Raw genomic sequence first — 19363 nt, 5'->3', positions numbered from 1 at the left:
ACAATGTTAGCGCGGAGAGCGGCGCGGGAAGGCAGGAAAGTTAGAGGGCTTGATCAGGTTTCCAAGCAGAAGCGTGCCGGAAGGATGCCGGCACGCAATTCTCCTCAACCCTGCTTCAGGAGGCGAGCGATATCGCGCGCGAAGTAGGTAAGCACGCCGTCGGCGCCGGCGCGTTTGAAAGACAGCATCGCTTCCATCATCGTCTTGTCGTGATCGAGCCAGCCGTTCTGCGCGGCGGCCTTGATCATCGCGTATTCGCCGCTGACCTGGTAGGCGAAGGTCGGCACCTTGAACTCATCCTTTACCCGGCGCACGATGTCAAGGTAGGGCATGCCGGGCTTGACCATGACCATGTCGGCGCCTTCAGCCAGGTCGAGGCCGACTTCGCGCAGCGCTTCGTCGCTGTTGGCCGGGTCCATCTGGTAGGTGCTCTTGTTGCCCTTGCCGAGGTTTGCCGCCGAGCCGACCGCGTCCCGGAAGGGGCCGTAGAAGGCCGATGCGTATTTCGCCGAGTACGCCATGATGCGGGTATAGATGAACTTGTTTTCTTCCAGCGCGCGCCGGATGGCGCCGATACGGCCGTCCATCATGTCGGACGGCGCGACGATGTCGACGCCGGCCTCGGCCTGGGCGAGCGCCTGGCGGGTGAGGATGGCGCTGGTCTCGTCATTGAGCACATAGCCCTGGTCATTGATTACGCCATCCTGGCCGTGGCTGGTGTACGGATCAAGCGCGACGTCGGTGAGGATGCCGAGTTCGGGGAAGCGCTCCTTCAGTTCGCGCACCGCCCGCGGTACCAGGCCCTGCGGATTGATCGCCTCGATGCCGTCCGGGGTTTTCAGGGAGGCATCGATCACCGGGAACAGCGCCAGCACCGGTATCCCCAGCGCGACGCAGTCTTCCGCGACCGGCAGCAGCTGGTCGACCGACATTCGCTCCACACCGGGCATCGACGCCACTTTCTCACGCTGGTTCTTTCCATCAAGAATGAATACCGGATAGATGAGGTCTGCGGGTGTGACCACGTTTTCGCGCATCATGGCGCGCGAGAACGCGTCCTTTCGCATGCGGCGCATGCGGATTGCTGGGTATTGGCTGTCTGGAAGGGAATATGGCATGGCGGTCCGATCGATGAATGAGACGCAATAAAAAAACTTGTATTGGTGCGTGAAACTTTTCCGGGGATTCCCCGTCATAGCGATAGGTGATCATTCACCTCCCGCTTCTCCTCCCTGAGCGGGGCCTATCGTGGCATTAGCGATATGGCGTTACTACCCTGGAGATCTTCCCCTTTCTCCAGGGTTTTTTTTGCCCGTAATTTTCTTTTCGTCAATCGCCATCGTCGTCAACCGAAGCGGCATCGGTCAAGCGCAGCAGTTCAAGAATCCGCGCATCTGCCTCATCCAGTCCGGTGCGTTTGAGCGCCGAGAACAACTGTACGGAAAAGGGGAAGGGCGTGCCCTGCTCATCCACGTAGCTCTGCAGTACGGTGCGCGCCTGGCGCAAGGCATTGGTGGATTCGTTGCGGTTCAGCTTGTCCGCCTTGGTAAGAAGGCAATGCACCGGCTTTCCTGTCGGCGCAAACCACTCCAGCATCTGCACGTCGAGTTCGGTGAACGGGCGACGCGCGTCCATGATCAGCACCAGGCCGGCAAGCTGCTCGCGTCGTTGGATGTAGGTGCCGAGCAATTCGTTCCAGTGGACTTTCGCTTCACCGGGGACTTCCGCGTAGCCGTAGCCGGGGAGGTCGACCAGCATGGCGCGGATCTCGTCGACCTTCGTCGGGTCCTTGCGGTGCTGGCCAACGTGCGCCCCGCCTATCGAAAAATAGTTGATGTGCTGGGTGCGGCCTGGCGTTTTCGATGCAAACGCCAGGCGTTTCTGGTTGCACAGCACATTAAGTGCGGTGGACTTGCCGGCATTGGAGCGGCCGGCAAAGGCGATTTCGGGGACTTGCGTGTCTGGCAAATCGCGAAGGTGGTTCACCGTGGTGAAGAAGCGGGCTTGCCAAAGTAGGGACATAAGAGACGGGCTGAAAAATGCGGCGGAAGAAGGGGGAAATGCCGGAAAGCTATTGTACAATAAGGGGTTATGTGTTGTTGCGCTGCAGAAGCGCGCCGGCACCGAATTTTGATCTCGCCATTGGCCAGAATTTTAATATCAAGTCTTCAGGGTGTTTGAATGAACCGTGCGTTTTCTCCGTTGGTAAAGTCCTTGTTTGTCGCGATGCTGGCAGTTTCTTCGATTGCTTACGCAGCTGAGGAGAAGAAGCCCGCGAAGGCCGACCCGGCCAAGGGCGAGCAACTGTATACCGCCGGCGACCCGGCACGTGGTGTCATCGCATGCGTCGGCTGCCACGGTGCCGGGGGCAACTCCGTCATTCCGCAAAACCCGAAGCTTAGCGGCCAGCATGAGGCCTATGTTGTCAAGCAGCTCGTCGAATTCAAGTCGGGCGCCCGCAACAACCCGGTCATGACCAGCATCGCCAAGGGAATGTCCGAAGAAGACATCAAGAATGTCTCCGCCTACCTCGACAAGCAGGAAGCCAAGCCGGGCGCAGCCAAGAACAAGGATACCGTGGAAATCGGCAAGAAGATCTACCGCGCCGGCATCGCGGAGAAGAATGTGCCCGCTTGCGCTGGTTGCCATGGCGCCACCGGCGGTGGCATCCCGGCACAGTTCGCGCGTCTGGCAGGTCAGCACCAGGACTACACGGTCGCGCAGCTGACCGGTTTCCGCTCCAGCGCACGCAATAACAGCGCGCAGATGGTGACGATTGCCAAGCGCATGTCTGACGACGAAATCCAGGCTGTGGCAGACTATATCGCCGGCCTGAAGTAAGCCGAACCGTAGAACGAGCAAGATGGAGGGGGTGGCAAATGCCACCCCTTTTTCATTGGGAAATAAAGAGCCATGAGCAGCATCAGCACCTCCGGATTGCAACTGAAGACAAAACGCCGCTGGCTGGCGGAAGCCGTCGAACTGATCTCGTCGATGCGTTTCGCCATCAGCCTGCTGACGCTGATTGCGATCGCGTCCGTGATTGGCACCGTGCTGAAGCAGAACGAGCCGATGCCGAACTACGTCAACCAGTTCGGGCCGTTCTGGTTCGAGGTCTTCGACAAACTCGGGCTGTATGCGGTGTACTCCGCCTGGTGGTTCCTGCTGATCATGGCCTTCCTGGTGGTGTCCACCACGCTGTGCATCGTGCGCAATACGCCCAAGATGCTGCGCGACATGCGCAGCTGGCGCGAGAACGTACGCGAACAATCCCTGCGGAATTTCCATCACAAGGCGGAGTGGAGCAGCGCGCGGCCGGTTGATGTGCTTGCGACCGACCTGGCGCAGCGCGTGGCCGGCGCCGGCTACCAGGCGCGCCTCGTGCCGAAAGACGACGGTGTACTGATCGCGGCCAAGCGCGGCGCGGCGAACAAGTGGGGCTACATCTTTGCGCACAGCGCGATTGTCATCATCTGTGTCGGCGGCTTGCTCGATTCCGATCTGCCGATCCGCTTCCAGCAATGGTTCAATGGAAAGACCCCGTACGCGGGAAGCGGCCTGATCGCGGAAATACCTGCGCAGCACCGTCTCGGGAACGGCAATCCGAGCTATCGCGCCAATGCCTTCATTCCCGAAGGCGCAACCAGCAGCACCGGCGTGATTCCGCGGCAGTCGGGCGTGCTGATACAGGAGCTGCCGTTCTCAATCCAGCTTAAGAGGTTCATCATCGAGCATTACTCGACCGGCATGCCCAAGCTGTTCGCGAGCGAAGTCGTGGTGCACGACACCGAGTCCGGCAAGCGTTTCGAGGCCACCATCAAGGTCAACGAGCCGTTGATCTACAAGGGCGTGGCGGTCTACCAGTCGAGCTTTGACGACGGCGGCAGCAAGCTCAAGCTGACCGCCTATCCCATGGCCGGGCCCGGACAGGGCACGTTCGAGTTGTCGGGCGAGGTCAACGGTTCGACGCCGCTGGGCGGAGGCAAGGAGGCGGACTACACCGTCGAATGGACCGGCTTCCGCCCGTTCAACGTCGAGAACACGGCGGAAAGCGGGCAGGATGTGCGCGCCGTCGACGCGAACAAGAGCTTCAATGAGAAATTCGCTGCCGGCCTCGACAGGCAGCTCGGGTCAGGCGCAAAGAATGCGAACAACAAGGACCTGAAGAACGTCGGGCCGAGCGTGCAGTACAAGCTGCGCGACAAGACAGGGCAGGCACGCGAATACCACAATTACATGCAGCCGATCCTGCTGGACGGGGATTATGTCTTCCTGAGCGGCATGCGCGACACCCCCAACGATGCATTCCGCTACCTGCGTATTCCGGCCGATGACAAGGACACGGTGGAGGAGTGGATGCGCCTGCGGGCGGCGCTGTTTGCGCCGGAACTGCGCGCTCGCGCCACCGAGCGCTATGCGCAGCGGGCGATGCCAGGGCGCGGCAGCCGCGATACGCTGCGCGAGCAGTTGCAGAAATCCGCATTGCGAGGCCTGGAAGTTTTTGCGGGCAACGGTAACGAGGCCGGCTATGTCGCGGTGTCGAAGTTCCTGGAACAGGTCCCGGCCGCCGAGCAGCAGAAAGCGGCGGAAGTGTTCATGAAGATCCTGAACGGGAGTCTTTGGGAACTGCTGCAGGTGGCACGTGAAAAGGATGGCTTGCAGCCGCTGGCGCTGGACGAAAAGCGCGAGCGCTTCCTGCAGCTTGCGATCAATGCGCTGTCCGACGCCTCTTTCTACGGCGCACCGGTCTACCTGCAACTGAAGGAATTCGAGGAAGTCAAAGCTTCGGTGTTGCAGGTGACGCGCTCGCCGGGCAAGAATGTGGTGTACCTCGGCTGCCTGCTGCTGGTATTGGGCATATTCGCCATGTTCTACATCCGTGAACGCCGCTTGTGGGTCTGGGTCAAGCGCGACAGCGACGGCCGCAGCCACGCCCTCATGGCGCTCAGCAGCCAGCGCAGGACGCTGGACTTCGAAAAGGAATTCACGGCGCTGAAAGCCCAGCTTTTGCAATCGGCATGAACGCAGCGCTCCGGAGAAAAAAATGGAATTGACGCAAACACAAACCTTTACGCCGCCGCCGGGTTACTTCAAGCGGTTGACGGTCCTCGACTGGGTCTTTGCGGCCATGCTCGCCGCTGGCGCACTGTTCGCGCTCAACCGTTTCGGCGAATACATGGATGTGTATGAAAAAGGCATCCTGCTGCTGTCGGCGCCCACCTTCGCCTGGCTTGGCTGGCAGTGGAAGCAGGTGCGCTGGCTGATGGCAGTGCTGGCTGTACTGGCGCTGTCGGCAATTTCGCTCTATGGCGGCTCGCTCCAGGCGGCGGAGTCACGGTTCTTCCTCAAGTACGCGCTGTCCAGCCAGTCTGCGATCCTGTGGATGAGTACCCTGTTTTTCCTGGCCACGCTGTTCTATTGGGGCGGGCTGGCGCTGCGCTCGGAGTTCGGCGGCGCAGTTGGCAGCAAGCTGTGCTGGGGGGCGGTTGTGCTCGGCTTTACCGGCATGCTGGTGCGCTGGTACGAATCCTATCTGGTTGGTCCGGACGTCGGGCATATCCCGATCTCGAACCTCTATGAAGTTTTCATCCTGTTCAGCCTGATTACCGCGCTGTTCTACCTGTACTACGAGGAACAGTACGAGACGCGTCAGCTTGGCCCATTCGTGCTGCTGGTGATTTCGGCCGCGGTCGGCTTCCTGCTCTGGTACACCATCAGCCGCGAGGCGGCCGAGATCCAGCCGCTGGTGCCGGCGTTGCAGAGCTGGTGGATGAAGATCCATGTCCCCGCAAACTTCGTCGGTTACGGTACCTTCGCGCTGGCGGCGATGGTGGCAGTAGCCTACCTGCTGAAGGTGAAGGGCATCCTGGCGGACCGGCTGCCGCCGCTGGAGCTGCTGGATGACGTGATGTACAAGGCGATTGCCGTCGGCTTCGCATTCTTCACGATTGCAACCATCCTCGGCGCATTATGGGCGGCGGAAGCCTGGGGCGGCTACTGGTCCTGGGACCCGAAGGAAACCTGGGCACTGATTGTCTGGCTCAATTATGCAGCCTGGCTGCACATGCGCCTGATGAAAGGCTTGCGTGGCGTGGTCGCCGCATGGTGGGCGCTGGTCGGACTGCTGGTCACCACCTTTGCCTTCCTTGGCGTCAACATGTTTCTGTCCGGCTTGCATTCCTACGGGCAGTTATAAAATTCCGGGGAATAGGGAATAAATCCTCGCGCACGGTTGTTTACCGTTGTGTGCCGCAGTCGCGGCACGCGACGATCAACCAATCCAGCGAGGATTCCATGAAACAGCATTCTTTGCTTGCCGCACCGCTACTGGCGCTCGGACTGTTCGGCTGCGCCCACATCGCGGGCGCACAAATGCCCGCCACCGCCAAGGGCGGCGTGCTGACCAATAGTGCCGGCATGACTCTCTACACCTTCGACAAGGACCCTGCAGGCGGCGGCAAGAGCGCCTGCAACGGCCAGTGCGCGGCCAACTGGCCGCCGCTCATGGCAAAGGACGGCGACAAGGCGTCCGGCGACTACAGCATCGTCACCCGCGACGACGGCGGCAAGCAGTGGGCGTACAAGGGAAAACCTCTATACCTGTGGGTGAAGGACCAGAAACCCGGTGACAAGTCCGGCGACGGGGTGAACAATGTATGGCACGCAGCCAAGCCCTGAGGACCTGACCCACTCCCGCCGTGGCCGATTTCGTCGACCGGATCGCGCAGCATATCCCGCGCTTGCGGCGGTATGCGCGCGCACTGACGCATGACGCGGCCTGGGCGGACGACCTGGTGCAGGATACGCTGGAGCGCGCGTTGCGGCGGCGCTGGCTGTACCGCTTCGACCGCAGCCTGGCAGCCTGGCTGTTCACTATCTTGTACCGGCTGTTCCTGGACGATGCCGCCCGCCGCGGCGCCCTGGTGCCGATTGACATGGACGCGCCGGAACCGGCGGGGCAGGACGATCCTGCGGTCCGGATCGACATGCAGCGCGCGCTGGCCCGGCTGCCGGCCGAGCAGCGGGCGGTGGTGGTGCTGATCGGACTGGAACAGCTGAGTTACAACGAGGCGGCGGCGGTGCTCGGCGTGCCGCCCGGCACGGTCATGTCGCGCCTGTCGCGGGCGCGCGCCCAGCTGCGCCAGTTGCTGTCCGGCGAGCCGGTGGCGGGAGCGGGGGACGGCGGGACGAGCGCGGCCCGACTTTCCCGGATCAAGTGACATGAAGATGGAACCGATCGGCGAGTACGACCTGCACGCCTACGTGGACAACCAGCTCGACGCCGTGCGGCGCGCGCAAGTGGAGGCCTATCTTGCCGTGCGGCCGGACGCGGCAGCGCAGGTGCAGGCCTTGCAGGCGCAGAACCGGGAATTGCACGAGGCCTATGACAAGGTTCTGAATGAGCCGGTACCGCTGGCGATGAGCGCGTCATCCCGCCGCAAATCCTTCCCGCTCGCCTGGGCGGCGAGCATCGCGGCGCTGGCGATCGGCCTTGGCGCCGGCTGGAGCGCGCGCGGATGGATGCAGCCGGCGGCCAGGCCGGCCGCGTTCGCCGAACGGGCGCTGAGCGCCCACCTCTTGTATGTCGGCGAAAAACGGCATCCGGTCGAGGTGCCGGCGGAGCAGGAGGCGCACCTCGTCGCCTGGCTTTCCAAGCGGCTGGACGCGCCGGTGCGTGCGCCGGCCTTGCATGCGCACGGCTTTTCGCTGCTCGGTGGCCGCCTGCTGCCCGGCGACGACGGGCCGCTCGCGCAGTTCATGTACGAGTCTGCGGAGGGCGAGCGCCTGACCCTGCTTGTGCGGCGTGTTGTCGCGGCGGGCACCGCCGGCTTTCGCGTTCTGGAACAGAACGGCAACAGCGTCTTTTACTGGATAGACCGGGATTATGGCTACGCGTTGTCCGGCAATATCGGCAAGAACCGCATGCTGGTGATCGCCGAAGCGGTGGATGCGCAACTGCGAGTGCGCTGAAATTGTTGTAAGGTTTTCCGGTCCGACCTGGACCAAGCTGCAGTTGTCAGCGACAAGCGGAGACCTCATGTTAATAAAGCGCAATCCCAACGGCATTGACCTGCCGTTTCCATCCGAAATCACGCCGCGAGCAGTCTTCGAATCGCGCCGCAGCTTCATCAGGCAGGTCGCGCTCGGCTCCATCGCCGCGGCAGCGGCGCCGGAAATGCTGGTGCGCGAAGCGTTTGCACAGAATGGCCAGAAGCTGCCGGCAAAGCCGAACCCGGCCTTCATCGTGATGGACAAGCCGACGTCGGTCAAGGATGCGACCACGTATAACAATTTCTACGAGTTTGGCACCGAAAAGACCGACCCCGCACGCTATGCGGGCACGCTGCAGCCGCGCCCGTGGACAGTCGCGATCGAGGGCGAAGTGAAGAAACCGATGACGCTGGATCTGGACGCGCTGCTGAAGCTGGCGCCGCTGGAAGAGCGCATCTACCGCCTGCGCTGTGTCGAAGGCTGGTCGATGGTGATTCCGTGGATCGGCTATTCGCTGGCAGAGCTGATCAGGAAGGTGGAACCGACCGGCAATGCGAAATTTGTGGAATTCGTTTCGCTTGCGGACAAGAAGCAAATGCCCGGGCTGCGCAGCCCGGTGCTGGAATGGCCCTACGTCGAAGGATTGCGCATCGACGAGGCAAACCATCCTCTGACGCTGCTGACATTGGGGATGTACGGCGAGGTGCTGCCCAACCAGAACGGCGCGCCGGTTCGTATCGTGGTGCCATGGAAATATGGGTTCAAGTCGGCCAAGTCAATCGTCAAGATTCGCTTCGTGAAGGAGCAGCCGAGGACGGCCTGGAACATTTCCGCGCCGCAGGAATACGGTTTCTATTCGAACGTCAACCCGGAGGTCGACCATCCGCGCTGGTCGCAGGCAACCGAGCGCCGGATCGGCGAGGACAGTTTCTTTACCCGCAAGCGCAAGACGATGATGTTCAACGGCTACAGCGACGTCGCGTCTCTGTACGGCGGCATGGACTTGAAGAAGTTTTTCTGATCATGCTTGCGCAACGACAAATCGCGCTGGTCAAGGCCGCGCTGTTCGTGCTGTCGCTATTGCCGTTCGCGCGGCTGGTGCTGTTTGCCTTCAGCGACCGTCTTGGCGCCAATCCGATCGAATTCATCACCCGCAATACCGGCGACTGGACGCTGTATTTCCTGTGCCTGACGCTTACCGTCACGCCGTTGCGACGGGTGACCGGCTGGAACTGGCTGGTCCGGCTGCGGCGCATGCTCGGCCTGTTCGCGTTCTTCTATGCGTCGCTGCATTTCACCACCTTCCTCTGGTTCGACCATTTTTTCGATATCGAGGAAATGCTGAAGGACGTGGTGAAGCGGCCGTTCATCACCGTCGGGTTCACCGCCTTCCTGCTGCTGGTGCCGCTGGCGCTCACGAGTACGAATGCCGTGATACGGCGGCTGGGCGGGAAACGCTGGCAGGCGCTGCACCGGATCGTGTATCTGATCGCGGCGCTCGGCATCCTGCATTTCTGGTGGATGAAGGCAGGCAAGAATGATTTTGCGGAGCCCATCCTGTTTGGATGCATCGTCGCGATGCTGCTGGCGCTGCGCCTGTACTGGAACGTGCTGCAGCCGAGGCTGCAGCGGCGCCGGACGGAACCGACGCCGACATAAGCGGGCGCCTCTGCGCGGCACCGTTACATATGGCGTACGTGCGGACCCTGCTCAGGGCAGCAGGTTTTCGAGCGCAAACAGCTCGCTCGGCGCTTCACGCCGACGGATCAGGTGCACCTGGTCGCCGTCCACCATCACTTCGGCTGCCCGACCGCGGGTATTGTAATTGGACGACATGGTCATCCCGTAGGCGCCGGCCGACATGATCGCCAGCAGGTCGCCCTGTTCGAGCGCCAGCGAGCGCTCGCGCGCCAGCCAGTCCCCGGATTCGCAGACCGGGCCGACGATGTCGTAGGTCTTGGCCGCCGATACGCGCTGCAGCACCGGCTGCACGCCGTGCCAGGCTTCGTACATCGCCGGCCGCATCAGGTCGTTCATCGCGGCGTTGACGATCGCGAAATTCTTTACTGCGCCATGCTTCAGGTATTCCACCTCGGTCAGCAGCACGCCGGCATTGCCGACGATGGAGCGGCCGGGTTCGAACATGACCTGGATCGGCGCGCCCTTGTACTGCTGCAGGCGCCACTGGTCGATCCTGGCAAACAGGCGGCCAAGATAGTCGCCGATGGCCACCGGCTTGTCCTTGTCATAGGTAATGCCGATGCCGCCGCCGATATCGAGATGATGCAGCCGGATGCCTTCCTTCTCCAGCCCGTCGGCGAGTTCGATCAGGCGGTCCAGCGCTTCCAGCAGGGGGGCGTCGTCGAGCAGCTGCGAGCCGATATGGCAGTCAATGCCGGCCACGCGGAGGTGCGGCAGTGTCGCCGCTGTGCGGTAGACAGTCAGTGCCTCCTCGTAGGCGATGCCGAACTTGTTTTCCTTCAGGCCGGTGGAAATGTAGGGATGGGTCTTCGCATCGACGTTCGGATTCACCCGCAGCGACACCGGTGCCTGTTTGCCCATCGCGCCGGCGACGTCGTTGAGGCGCTGCAGCTCGGCGGTTGATTCCACGTTGAAGCAGAGAATATCGTGCTCCAGCGCCAGGCGCATTTCCTCATGCGTCTTGCCCACGCCGGAAAAGATGACCTTGCGCGGGTCGCCGCCGGCGGCGATCACGCGCAGCAGTTCGCCGCCGGACACGATGTCGAAGCCGGAACCAAGACGCGCGAGCAGGTTCAGCACCGCGAGGTTGGAATTGGACTTGACCGAATAGCAGACCAGCGCACCGCCGTCATCGCGCCGGTTTTCACGGCAGGCATTTGCGTACGCGGAAAAGTTCTCGACCAGCGCGGCCTTGGAATAGACGTAGGTCGGACTGCCGAACTGTTTGGCGATGTCCGCAAGCGCGACATTCTCGGCGTGCAGCACGCCGTTCTTGTAGGAAAAGTGCGACATGGTGTGGAACAGCTAGTTGTTATTGGGCGCGGTGGTATCGGGTGTTACCGGCGGCGTTTGCGGTACCGGTGTTGCCACGGCCGGTTTGGCCGCCGGCATGTAGAGCGGGCCTTTCTGCCCGCAACCGGCCAGCATCGCCAGCGTGGACAGGACGGCAATGCGCGACAGGTCAAGAACTGACTTCACGATTAGAATCACGGTTTTGGGAACTGAAGTGGAGTGTAGCATGACTGAATCGGAATTCCTGGCCCTGGCGGAGGAAACGCTGGCGACGATCGAGTCGGCGCTGGAGCGGGCGGCGGACGACAGCGACCTGGACGTGGAATGCAGCCGTAGCGGCAACGTGCTGGAAATCGAGTTCGTCGACAATGGCTCGAAGATCATCGTCAACAGCCAGGCGCCGATGCAGGAAATGTGGGTGGCGGCGCGCTCCGGCGGTTTTCATTACAAGCGCGAGGACGGGCGCTGGCGCAACACGCGTGACGGCTCCGAACTGTTCGACGCCCTGTCGAAAATGATCGCGGACCAGGGCGGGGTGGCCATCGAACTGGCTGCCGAATAAAAAAACCGGAACCGGGCTAACCCGGATTCCGGTTTTTTTTGCGACTCTCGCATCAGAACAGCTCGTTCTTCACGTCGTCCTTGGTTTTTTCCTCCTCGGTTCCCGGACGCTCGCTCAGCCCGAGGCTGCGGATGCCGGTGCCTGGCGGATTCTCCGCATAGTAATAGTCGCCGTTGGCATGGATGATCCCTTCCGGCACCGGCCGCTCTTCCACCGGCACGTCCTTCAGGGCTTTCTGCATGTAACTGATCCAGATCGGCAGTGCGAGGCCGCCGCCGGTTTCCTTGTTGCCGAGGTTCTTGGGCTGGTCGAAGCCGATCCATGCGATGCCGACGATCTTCGGATGGTAGCCGGCGAACCAGGCATCGATCGAGTCATTGGTGGTGCCGGTCTTGCCGGCGATGTCCGGGCGCTTGAGCGACAGCGCGCGCGTCGCGGTGCCGTGCTTGACCACGTCCTTGAGCATGCTGTCCATCAGGAAGGCGTTGCGCTCGTCGATCACCCGCACGCTTTCATCACCCGCCTTGTCCGGTTCCGCCTTGGACAGGACGCGGCCGGTGTTGTCGGTGACCTTGGTAATGATGTAGGGGCTTACCTTGTAGCCGCCGTTGGCAAAAACCGAGTAGGCGCCCGCCATCTGCAGCGGGGTCACCGCGCCGGCGCCGAGAGCCAGCGTCAGGTAGGGCGGATTCTTCTCTGCCTCGAAGCCGAACCGGGTCGCGTATTCCTGGCCGTACTTCGCGCCGATGCGATGCAGGATGCGGATCGACACCATGTTCTTCGACTTCGCCAGGCCCTTGCGCATCGGCATCGGCCCTTCGTACTTGCCGTCGTAGTTCTTAGGCTCCCAGGCCTGGCCGCCGGTCTGGCCGGCATCGAAGCTGAGCGGCGAATCGGCGATGATGGTCGCCGGTGACATGCCTTTTTCCAGCGATGCCGAATAGATGAAGGGCTTGAACGATGAACCCGGCTGGCGCCATGCCTGCGTCACATGGTTGAACTTGTTGCGGTTGAAATCGAAGCCGCCGACCAGTGCGCGGATCGCGCCGTCCTCGGTGTTGGCGGCGACGAAGGCCGACTCCACTTCCGGCATCTGGGTGATGCTCCACACCTGGTTTTCCTGCGTGACGCGGATGATCGCCCCGCGGCGCACCTTGCGGTTCGGCGGAGCCTTGTCGCTGAGCAGGTTGGTGGCGAAGGCCAGGCCGGGGCCGCTGATCGTGATTTCCTCGCCCGAGGACAGCATGGCCTTGACGGCCTTCGGTGACGCCTCGAGCACGACGGCAGCGACGATGTCGTCACTGTCCGGATGTTCGGCAAGTTCGACTTCGATCGCGTTTTCGGCCTCTTCCTTCGCGGCCGGAATCTCCATGTAGCCTTCCGGGCCGCGGTAGCCGTGGCGCTTTTCGTAGTCCATCACGCCGCGCCGCAGCGCGAGATAGGCGGCGTCCTGGTCCGCCTTGGTGATCGTCGTGTAGACGTTCAGGCCGCGCGTGTACGCCTCGTCCTTGAACTGTTCGTACACCAGCTGGCGCGTCATTTCAGCCACGTACTCCGCATGCACGCCGAACTCGCTGCTGTTGGTCTTGATCTTCAGTACCTGGTCCCTGGCGGTCTCATAGTCGGCTTGCGTGATGTATCCGAGCTGGAACATGCGCTGCAGGATGTACTGCTGGCGCGCGCGGGCGCGCTTTGGGTTGGCGACCGGATTGTAGGCCGACGGCGCTTTCGGCAGGCCGGCCAGCATCGCTGCTTCGGCGATGGTGATGTCCGAGAGTTTCTTGCCGAAGTAGATCTGCGCGGCCGACGAAAAGCCGTACGCGCGCTGCCCGAGGTAGATCTGGTTCATGTAGACCTCGAGGATCTGGTCCTTGGACAGGTTCTGCTCGATCTTCCATGCCAGCAGGATTTCGTAGATCTTGCGTTTGAGCGTCTGCTCGCTGGACAGGAAGAAGTTGCGAGCGACCTGCTGAGTGATGGTGGATGCACCCTGTTTCGAGCTGCTCGTCAGGTTGTGCAGGCCGGCACGCAGGATGCCGACATAGTCCACCCCGCTATGGTCATAGAAGCGGTCGTCCTCGATCGCCAGCACCGCCTTCTTCATGATGTCCGGCACGTCCTTGATGCGCACCAGGTTGCGGCGCTCCTCGCCGAATTCGCCGATCAGCACGTTATCCGCGGAATAGATGCGCAACGGGATCTTGGGCCGATAGTCTGTCAGCGAGTCGAGTGGCGGCAGGTTCGGATAGGCCATTGCCAGCGCAAAGCAGACGATCAGCACGCCGGCGAGCGCGAGACCGGCGAGTCCGCCCACAGCCCCGAGGAGAAGGCGCACGGGCAGGGGAAGGCGGTGTTTCGGCGTTTCCTTCAAGGTGGCGCCGGCGGGTTTGGAGGGGGTCATGCAGAGGATTCGGAAGGAGAAAAGTGAACCGGTGAATTATAACGGTGGGCAACATTATCTGATATTAGTAAAATATCAATAATTACCTTCCGGCAGCGTGGGCTTTTGGCAACGCAGTTACAAATTACCGCTAGGAAATCGCTTTACACTGGTCGAAGCTTATTGCTAGGATTTAATGTAACGTCGGATATACATCACCTAAATACTGGTTTTTAAACGAATTTTTTGTCGAAAGCTTCATTATCCGCTTGCTTCGACACCTAAATAAGTGGTGCGTTCACGCAATACGCCACATTTTCGGGGAGAACAACCCTTGGCCATTGATCTCGGATCGTTACTCGGCAAGAAGAATCCACCGTTGATCGGCCTGGATATCAGCACCTCGGGTGTCAAGCTCGTCGAATTGTCTGAAGCAGGCAAGAACGAATACCGGCTGGAACGCTTTGCCAGCGAGCCGCTGCCGCGCGGCTCGGTCGTGGACGGCAACATCGAAAATATCGAGCAGGTGTCGGAAGCGGTGCGCCGCGTATGGAAAAAAAGCGGCACGCGCGCCAAGCATGTCGCGCTCGGCATGCCGCCGGCATCGGTCATCACCAAGAAAATCATCCTGCCCGCCGGTCTGTCCGAAGACCAGCTCGAGGTCCAGGTCGAGAGCGAGGCGAACCAGTACATTCCGTTCGCGCTGGACGAGGTCAGTCTCGATTTTTGCGTGATCGGCCCGGCACAGAACTCGCCCGACGATGTCGAGGTGCTGATCGCGGCGACACGCAAGGAAAAGGTCGAGGACAGGGTGGCGGTCGCGGAAGCGGCCGGGCTGAAACCCCTGGTCATGGATATCGAATCCTACGCCGCACGCGCCGCGATCGACCGCATCACTGCCCAACTGCCCAAGGGCGGGCAGGGGCAGATCGTCGCCCTGTTCCAGATCGGCGCCCAGGTCACCCACGTTTCGGTGCTGCAGGACGGGCAAACCATTTACGAGCGCGAGCAGCCGTTCGGCGGCAACCAGCTTACCCAGGACATCGTGCGCGCCTATGGCCTCTCGTTCGAGGATGCGGAAGCCAAGAAACGGTCCGGCGACCTGCCGGAAGGCTACGAGCGGGACATGGTGGAGCCCTTTCTAGAGAACGTGGCGCTCGAAGTCACGCGCGCCATCCAGTTTTTCTTCACGTCGACTCCGTACACCCACATCGACCAGATCTTCCTTGCGGGCGGCTGCGCCGTCACGCCGGGGCTGGTGGAAATCGTGGCCGAGCGCGCGAAGATCTCGACATCCGTCGTCAGCCCTTTCAAGGGAATGCAGCTCGCGTCGGGCATACGCGAAAAGCAGTTGCGCGCGGAGGCGCCGTCCTATCTCGTGGCCTGCGGGCTGGCGATGCGGAGGTTTGAGGAATGATCCGGATTAACCTGCTTCCTCATCGCGAGGAAAAACGCAAGCAGCGCAAGGCGGCCTTCGTGCGCCTTCTGGCGCTTGCCGCCGTCACAGGTCTTGCTATGGTCGTTGCTTACGCGGCCTTTGTCGGCGCCAAGATCTCCAACCAGGAGGCACGCAACAACTTCATCAGGACGGAGAATGCGAGGCTGGACGGCCAGATCAAGGAAATCGCCACGCTCAAGCAGGAAATCGATGCGCTCAAGGCGCGCCAGCAAGCGGTGGAAGATTTGCAGAGCGACCGCAACCAGCCGGTGTACCTGATGGATGAACTCGTCAAGCAGGTGCCGGAGGGGATCTACCTGCGGGCATTCAAGCAGGACAGCCAGCGCGTGGCGATCAGCGGATACGCGCAATCGAACGCGCGTGTGTCCGAGCTGCTGCGCAACCTTGGCAACAACTCGCCGTGGCTGGAGCGTCCGGACCTGATTGAAATCCGTTTGGCGGCTATCGGGCAGGGCAAGGATGCGAAGAAGGTGTTTGACTTCACGGTCAACGTCGGTATCAAGCGTCCGCGCGAAAAGGAAGCGGGGGCGGCGGTCGCCGGCGCCACCGGCGCGGTCGCGGCACCGGCCGCAGTGAAGAAGCCCTGACAGGAAACGCACTATGGCAGACCTAAAGAAAATCGGGGATCTCGTCGCCGGCCAGTTCCGCAACCTGAATGGCCGGGATCCGGGACAGTGGCCTGTGATTCCACGAATGATGTGCGCGCTTGGCACCTTGCTGGGTGTCGTTGCGCTCGGCTGGTTCCTCTACCTGAGCGGCCAGCAGGAAGAGCTGGAGCGCGGTGAGCAGGAGGAACTGCAGCTCAAGGACTCGTACCGGATGAAAGTGCAGCAAGCCATCAACCTGAACGGCCTGCGCAAGCAGAAGGAACAGGTCAACGAGTATGTGTCCAGCCTGGAGAAGCAGTTGCCGAGCAAGGCCGAAATGGATGCGCTGCTATCCGACATCAATCAGGCCGGCCTGGGCCGCGGGTTGCAGTTCGAATTGTTCAAGCCGGGGCAAGTCGTGGTCAAGGACTATTATGCCGAACTGCCGATCGACATCAAGGTGACTGGCAATTATCACGACATCGGCGCGTTTACGAGTGATGTGGCCAACCTGCCGCGTATCGTCACCCTCAACAACATGAACCTGGTTGCCGGCAAGGACGGCGTCCTGACCCTGGAGGCGATTGCCAAGACCTTCCGCTACCTCGACAAGGACGAGGTGGCTGCGCAGCGCAAGGCGGCTGCGGACAAGGCGAAGGGAGCGAAAAAATGATCGATATTCGCACCTTGACGAGAGCAGCATCGCTGGCCGGCCTGCTGATGCTCGCCGGCTGCGGCGACGGCGGCGTGCAAGAGATCAAGCAGTGGATGGACGACGTGCAGCGGCAGACGCCGGTGTCGATTCAGAAGCTTGCGGAGCCGAAGAAGTTCGTGCCGTTCACGTACAGCGGCAAGGAAGAGCTCGATCCGTACAACCCGGCCAAGCTGTCGGCAGCGCTTGCGAAGATGCAGGCCAATTCGGGCAACGGAATCAAGCCCGACCTGGAGCGCCGCAAGGAGCCGCTGGAGAGCTATCCGCTCGACAGCATCAAGATGGTCGGCACACTGGAAAAACCCGGGTTGAGCTATGCGCTGTTGCAGGTGGATAAGGCGGTATTCCAGGCCAAGGTGGGGAACTATGTGGGCCAGAACTTCGGCATGATCACCAGGATTACCGACACCGAAGTGGAGCTCACGGAGATCGTGCGTGACGCCGCTGGCGAATGGACCGAACGTAAAGCCAAGCTAGAGTTGCAGGAGAATAAACAATGATGGCAGCAAACACTACCCTTAGAAGCTTTGGCGAGGGAATGCGCAAAGCACTGCAACGGATTGCTGTCGCCTGTGTCGCTTTCGTCTGCTGCGTCGCGTACGCGCAGGAAAACGCGATCGAGTCGATCAACGCCAATCAGCAGGGCGCCAACGTAATCGTCAAGGTCAAGCTGAAGAACCCGCTGACCAAGCCGCCAATCGGCTTTTCCATCACCAATCCATCGCGCATCGCGCTCGACTTCGCGAACACCGCGAACGGCACCGGCAAGGTATCGCAGGACATCGGCCTGGGCGATGTGCGCAGCGTGAACGTGGTGCAGGCCGGCGACCGTTCGCGCCTGGTATTCAACCTGCTGCGTCCGCTGAACTATGCGACGGTGATCGAAGGCGATACCGTCGTGGTCACCATCGACGGTTCCGGCGGGCTGGCAACCGCCGTCAACTCCTCCGGTGTGCCGGTTGCGCAAAAGGCTGCGCCCGCCGGCAAGCAGATGCTGAGGGACATCGACTTCCGGCGCGGCACGCTTGGCGAAGGCCGCGTCGTCGTCGATTTGCCGAGCAACCAGGTGGCTGTGGACGTGCGCCAGCAGGGCCAGTCCATCGTAGTCGACTTCCTCAAGACCGGATTGCCGGAGGTGCTGCGCAGGCGCCTGGATGTCGCTGATTTCGGCACGCCGGTCCACACCATCACCACTTCCCCGCAAGGCGAAAACGTGCGCATGGTGATCGAGCCGAAGGGCTTGTGGGAGCATAGCGCCTATCAGAGCGACACGCAGCTGGTGGTTGAAGTCAAGCCGATCAAGGAAGATCCGAACAAGCTGGTGCAGGGCACCCAGGGTTACCGCGGCGAGCGCCTGTCCCTCAATTTCCAGAATGTCGAAGTGCGCGCGGTGCTGCAGGTGATCGCCGACTTTACCGGCCTGAACATCATCACCAGCGACACCGTGTCAGGCAACGTCACGCTGCGCCTGAAGGATGTGCCGTGGGACCAGGCGCTCGACATCGTGATGCAGGCGAAAGGCCTGGACATGCGCAAGAACGGCTCGGTGCTGTGGATTGCGCCGAAGGATGAGCTGCTCACCAAGGAAAAGCTCGAGCTGGAGCAGAAGGCGCAGATCGCGGAGCTGGAACCGCTGAAGACGGAAACCTTCCAGTTGAACTACCAGAAGGCCGAGTCGTTCCGGCAGGTTTTCGGCCTCGACAGCTCCGAGGGCAAGAAGAGCATCTTGTCCAAGCGCGGCAGCGCGGTCATCGATCCGCGGACGAACCAGCTGTTCGTCACCGATATCGCCTCCAAGATCGAGGAGATCCGCAGGCTGGTGCAGAAGACCGACATCGCATCCAAGCAGGTGCTGATCGAGGCGCGCATCGTCGAGGCGGATGACAAGTTCAGCAAGAACCTCGGGGCGAAGCTCGGATTTGCCGACCTGCGCACGATCCGCGGCGGCGATACCGGGTTCCAGGTGGCGCGCGGCAGCAATACCCGGGTCGCCCTGACCGGCAATCTGACCGGCGTGGGCGAGCAGACCGGACAGGTCGAGGAGCAGGGCGCGGGTTACAACAACAGCCAGTTCGTGAACCTGCCGGCGCAGGGCATCAACGGCGCAACGCCCGGCAGCCTCGCTATCAGCCTGTTTTCTGCTGCCGCCAACCGTTTCCTGAACCTCGAATTGTCCGCGCTCGAAGCGGACGGCAAGGGCAAGATCATCTCCAGTCCGCGGGTGGTGACCGCCGACCAGCTCAAGGCGCTCATCGAGCAGGGCACGGAGCTGCCGTACCTGACCGCGACCTCGAGCGGCGCGACGTCGATCTCCTTCCGCAAGGCCAACTTGAAGCTCGAGGTGACGCCGCAGATTACGCCGGACGGGAACATCATCCTGGATGTCGACGTGAACAAGGACAGCGTCGGTATTGAAACGCGGGCAGGCTTTGCGATCGATACCAAGCATGTGAAGACCCAGGTGCTGGTCGAGAACGGCGGCACGGTTGTGCTCGGCGGTATCTTTCAGCAGGTGGAGCGCGACGCTGTGACCAAGGTGCCGGTTTTCGGTGATATTCCTGTCGTTGGACATCTGTTCAAGTCGACCGGACGTACCAATGACAAGACGGAGCTGTTAATCTTCATCACGCCGAAAATCGTCGCCGACCGTGTGACGACGCGATAACAAGAAACTGAA

The 19363-nt window shown here is 61.6% G+C and carries 19 protein-coding genes; 14 read left to right on the top strand and 5 right to left on the bottom strand.

Translation table 11 applies throughout. From position 1 onward, the window contains the following. Nucleotides 1-104: 104 nt before the first annotated feature. Together hemB and yihA are read right to left on the bottom strand one after the other, a co-directional pair. Nucleotides 105-1118 (bottom strand): porphobilinogen synthase, encoded by a 1014-nt coding sequence (gene hemB / locus VEC01_RS03135; protein ID WP_324898650.1) that lies wholly within the window; start codon nt 1116-1118, stop codon nt 105-107. 211 nt (nt 1119-1329) lie between these two features. Beyond that, nucleotides 1330-2022 carry a ribosome biogenesis GTP-binding protein YihA/YsxC gene (gene yihA / locus VEC01_RS03130; protein WP_324898715.1) on the bottom strand — a complete coding sequence of 231 codons (693 nt, stop codon included), beginning with the start codon at nt 2020-2022 and terminating at the stop codon, nt 1330-1332. 159 nt (nt 2023-2181) lie between these two features. On the opposite strand from yihA, the gene VEC01_RS03125 reads away from it, so the two are divergent. The 8 genes from VEC01_RS03125 (at nt 2182) to VEC01_RS03090 (ending at nt 9651) form a co-directional block, all read left to right on the top strand. After that, nucleotides 2182-2841 (top strand): c-type cytochrome, encoded by a 660-nt coding sequence (locus VEC01_RS03125; RefSeq protein WP_324898648.1) that lies wholly within the window; start codon nt 2182-2184, stop codon nt 2839-2841. A 72-nt stretch (nt 2842-2913) separates the two neighbouring features. Beyond that, entirely contained in the window at nt 2914-5022 is a 2109-nt protein-coding gene (locus tag VEC01_RS03120) for a cytochrome c biogenesis protein ResB (protein WP_324898646.1), read from the top strand. A gap of 22 nt (nt 5023-5044) precedes the next feature. Beyond that, nucleotides 5045-6196, top strand: a complete 1152-nt coding sequence (gene ccsB / locus VEC01_RS03115; protein WP_324898644.1) for a c-type cytochrome biogenesis protein CcsB — start codon at nt 5045-5047, stop codon at nt 6194-6196. Nucleotides 6197-6294: 98 nt separating this feature from the next. Then, entirely contained in the window at nt 6295-6678 is a 384-nt protein-coding gene (locus tag VEC01_RS03110) for a hypothetical protein (RefSeq protein WP_324898642.1), read from the top strand. A gap of 20 nt (nt 6679-6698) precedes the next feature. Further along, nucleotides 6699-7220 carry an RNA polymerase sigma factor gene (locus VEC01_RS03105; RefSeq protein WP_324898640.1) on the top strand — a complete coding sequence of 174 codons (522 nt, stop codon included), beginning with the start codon at nt 6699-6701 and terminating at the stop codon, nt 7218-7220. A gap of 1 nt (nt 7221) precedes the next feature. Beyond that, nucleotides 7222-7971 (top strand): anti-sigma factor, encoded by a 750-nt coding sequence (locus VEC01_RS03100; RefSeq protein ID WP_324898638.1) that lies wholly within the window; start codon nt 7222-7224, stop codon nt 7969-7971. A gap of 67 nt (nt 7972-8038) precedes the next feature. After that, nucleotides 8039-9013 (top strand): protein-methionine-sulfoxide reductase catalytic subunit MsrP, encoded by a 975-nt coding sequence (msrP, locus tag VEC01_RS03095; RefSeq protein WP_324898636.1) that lies wholly within the window; start codon nt 8039-8041, stop codon nt 9011-9013. Nucleotides 9014-9015: 2 nt separating this feature from the next. Next, nucleotides 9016-9651, top strand: a complete 636-nt coding sequence (locus tag VEC01_RS03090) for a protein-methionine-sulfoxide reductase heme-binding subunit MsrQ (protein WP_324898634.1) — start codon at nt 9016-9018, stop codon at nt 9649-9651. Between the two features lie 51 nt (nt 9652-9702). On the opposite strand, the gene lysA is transcribed toward VEC01_RS03090, so the two are convergent. Both lysA and lptM read right to left on the bottom strand, forming a co-directional pair. After that, on the bottom strand, nt 9703-10986 hold the full coding sequence (lysA, locus tag VEC01_RS03085; RefSeq protein WP_324898632.1) for a diaminopimelate decarboxylase: 1284 nt from the start codon (nt 10984-10986) through the stop codon (nt 9703-9705). Between the two features lie 12 nt (nt 10987-10998). Further along, complete coding sequence (gene lptM / locus VEC01_RS03080) at nt 10999-11172, bottom strand: LPS translocon maturation chaperone LptM (RefSeq protein WP_324898630.1); 174 nt, start codon at nt 11170-11172, stop codon at nt 10999-11001. A 40-nt stretch (nt 11173-11212) separates the two neighbouring features. Here lptM and cyaY point away from each other — a divergent pair, with 40 nt between their 5' ends. Next, nucleotides 11213-11548 carry an iron donor protein CyaY gene (gene cyaY, locus VEC01_RS03075; RefSeq protein WP_324898628.1) on the top strand — a complete coding sequence of 112 codons (336 nt, stop codon included), beginning with the start codon at nt 11213-11215 and terminating at the stop codon, nt 11546-11548. A 52-nt stretch (nt 11549-11600) separates the two neighbouring features. Here cyaY and VEC01_RS03070 read toward each other — a convergent pair whose 3' ends face one another. Beyond that, a complete protein-coding gene (locus VEC01_RS03070; protein WP_324898626.1) occupies nt 11601-13949 on the bottom strand; it encodes a penicillin-binding protein 1A in 2349 nt (782 codons plus the stop codon). A gap of 313 nt (nt 13950-14262) precedes the next feature. On the opposite strand from VEC01_RS03070, the gene VEC01_RS03065 reads away from it, so the two are divergent. Genes VEC01_RS03065 through pilQ form a run of 5 tightly spaced genes read left to right on the top strand, consistent with a single transcriptional unit; the run spans nt 14263 to nt 19351 of the window. After that, a complete protein-coding gene (locus tag VEC01_RS03065) occupies nt 14263-15345 on the top strand; it encodes a pilus assembly protein PilM (RefSeq protein WP_324898624.1) in 1083 nt (360 codons plus the stop codon). Continuing rightward, a complete protein-coding gene (locus VEC01_RS03060; protein WP_324898622.1) occupies nt 15342-15974 on the top strand; it encodes a PilN domain-containing protein in 633 nt (210 codons plus the stop codon). Before VEC01_RS03065 ends, VEC01_RS03060 begins: the two co-directional genes overlap by 4 nt. Nucleotides 15975-15987: 13 nt before the next feature. After that, complete coding sequence (locus VEC01_RS03055) at nt 15988-16647, top strand: type 4a pilus biogenesis protein PilO (protein WP_324898620.1); 660 nt, start codon at nt 15988-15990, stop codon at nt 16645-16647. Next, nucleotides 16644-17186, top strand: coding sequence for a pilus assembly protein PilP (locus tag VEC01_RS03050; protein ID WP_324898618.1), 543 nt, complete (start codon nt 16644-16646; stop codon nt 17184-17186). The genes VEC01_RS03055 and VEC01_RS03050 overlap by 4 nt, the downstream gene beginning before the upstream one ends. Before the next feature lie 38 nt (nt 17187-17224). After that, entirely contained in the window at nt 17225-19351 is a 2127-nt protein-coding gene (gene pilQ / locus VEC01_RS03045; RefSeq protein WP_324898616.1) for a type IV pilus secretin PilQ, read from the top strand. The last annotated feature ends 12 nt before the right edge of the window (nt 19352-19363 follow it).

Source organism: Noviherbaspirillum sp., assembly GCF_035627455.1.
Lineage (GTDB): Bacteria > Pseudomonadota > Gammaproteobacteria > Burkholderiales > Burkholderiaceae_D > Noviherbaspirillum.
This window is presented reverse-complemented; position numbering and strand designations above follow the sequence as displayed.

Excerpts from the sequence above, each read along its gene's own strand:
- yihA (WP_324898715.1), bottom strand. The coding sequence starts at position 2,022 with ATGTCCCTACTTTGGCAAGCCCGCTTCTTCACCACGGTGAACCACCTT.
- VEC01_RS03120 (WP_324898646.1), top strand. The coding sequence starts at position 2,914 with ATGAGCAGCATCAGCACCTCCGGATTGCAACTGAAGACAAAACGCCGC.
- VEC01_RS03060 (WP_324898622.1), top strand. The coding sequence starts at position 15,342 with ATGATCCGGATTAACCTGCTTCCTCATCGCGAGGAAAAACGCAAGCAG.
- cyaY (WP_324898628.1), top strand. The coding sequence starts at position 11,213 with ATGACTGAATCGGAATTCCTGGCCCTGGCGGAGGAAACGCTGGCGACG.
- VEC01_RS03050 (WP_324898618.1), top strand. The coding sequence starts at position 16,644 with ATGATCGATATTCGCACCTTGACGAGAGCAGCATCGCTGGCCGGCCTG.
- msrP (WP_324898636.1), top strand. The coding sequence starts at position 8,039 with ATGTTAATAAAGCGCAATCCCAACGGCATTGACCTGCCGTTTCCATCC.
- lysA (WP_324898632.1), bottom strand. The coding sequence starts at position 10,986 with ATGTCGCACTTTTCCTACAAGAACGGCGTGCTGCACGCCGAGAATGTC.
- pilQ (WP_324898616.1), top strand. The coding sequence starts at position 17,225 with ATGCGCAAAGCACTGCAACGGATTGCTGTCGCCTGTGTCGCTTTCGTC.
- hemB (WP_324898650.1), bottom strand. The coding sequence starts at position 1,118 with ATGCCATATTCCCTTCCAGACAGCCAATACCCAGCAATCCGCATGCGC.
- VEC01_RS03110 (WP_324898642.1), top strand. The coding sequence starts at position 6,295 with ATGAAACAGCATTCTTTGCTTGCCGCACCGCTACTGGCGCTCGGACTG.
- VEC01_RS03125 (WP_324898648.1), top strand. The coding sequence starts at position 2,182 with ATGAACCGTGCGTTTTCTCCGTTGGTAAAGTCCTTGTTTGTCGCGATG.
- VEC01_RS03090 (WP_324898634.1), top strand. The coding sequence starts at position 9,016 with ATGCTTGCGCAACGACAAATCGCGCTGGTCAAGGCCGCGCTGTTCGTG.
- ccsB (WP_324898644.1), top strand. The coding sequence starts at position 5,045 with ATGGAATTGACGCAAACACAAACCTTTACGCCGCCGCCGGGTTACTTC.
- VEC01_RS03100 (WP_324898638.1), top strand. The coding sequence starts at position 7,222 with ATGAAGATGGAACCGATCGGCGAGTACGACCTGCACGCCTACGTGGAC.
- VEC01_RS03055 (WP_324898620.1), top strand. The coding sequence starts at position 15,988 with ATGGCAGACCTAAAGAAAATCGGGGATCTCGTCGCCGGCCAGTTCCGC.
- VEC01_RS03070 (WP_324898626.1), bottom strand. The coding sequence starts at position 13,949 with ATGACCCCCTCCAAACCCGCCGGCGCCACCTTGAAGGAAACGCCGAAA.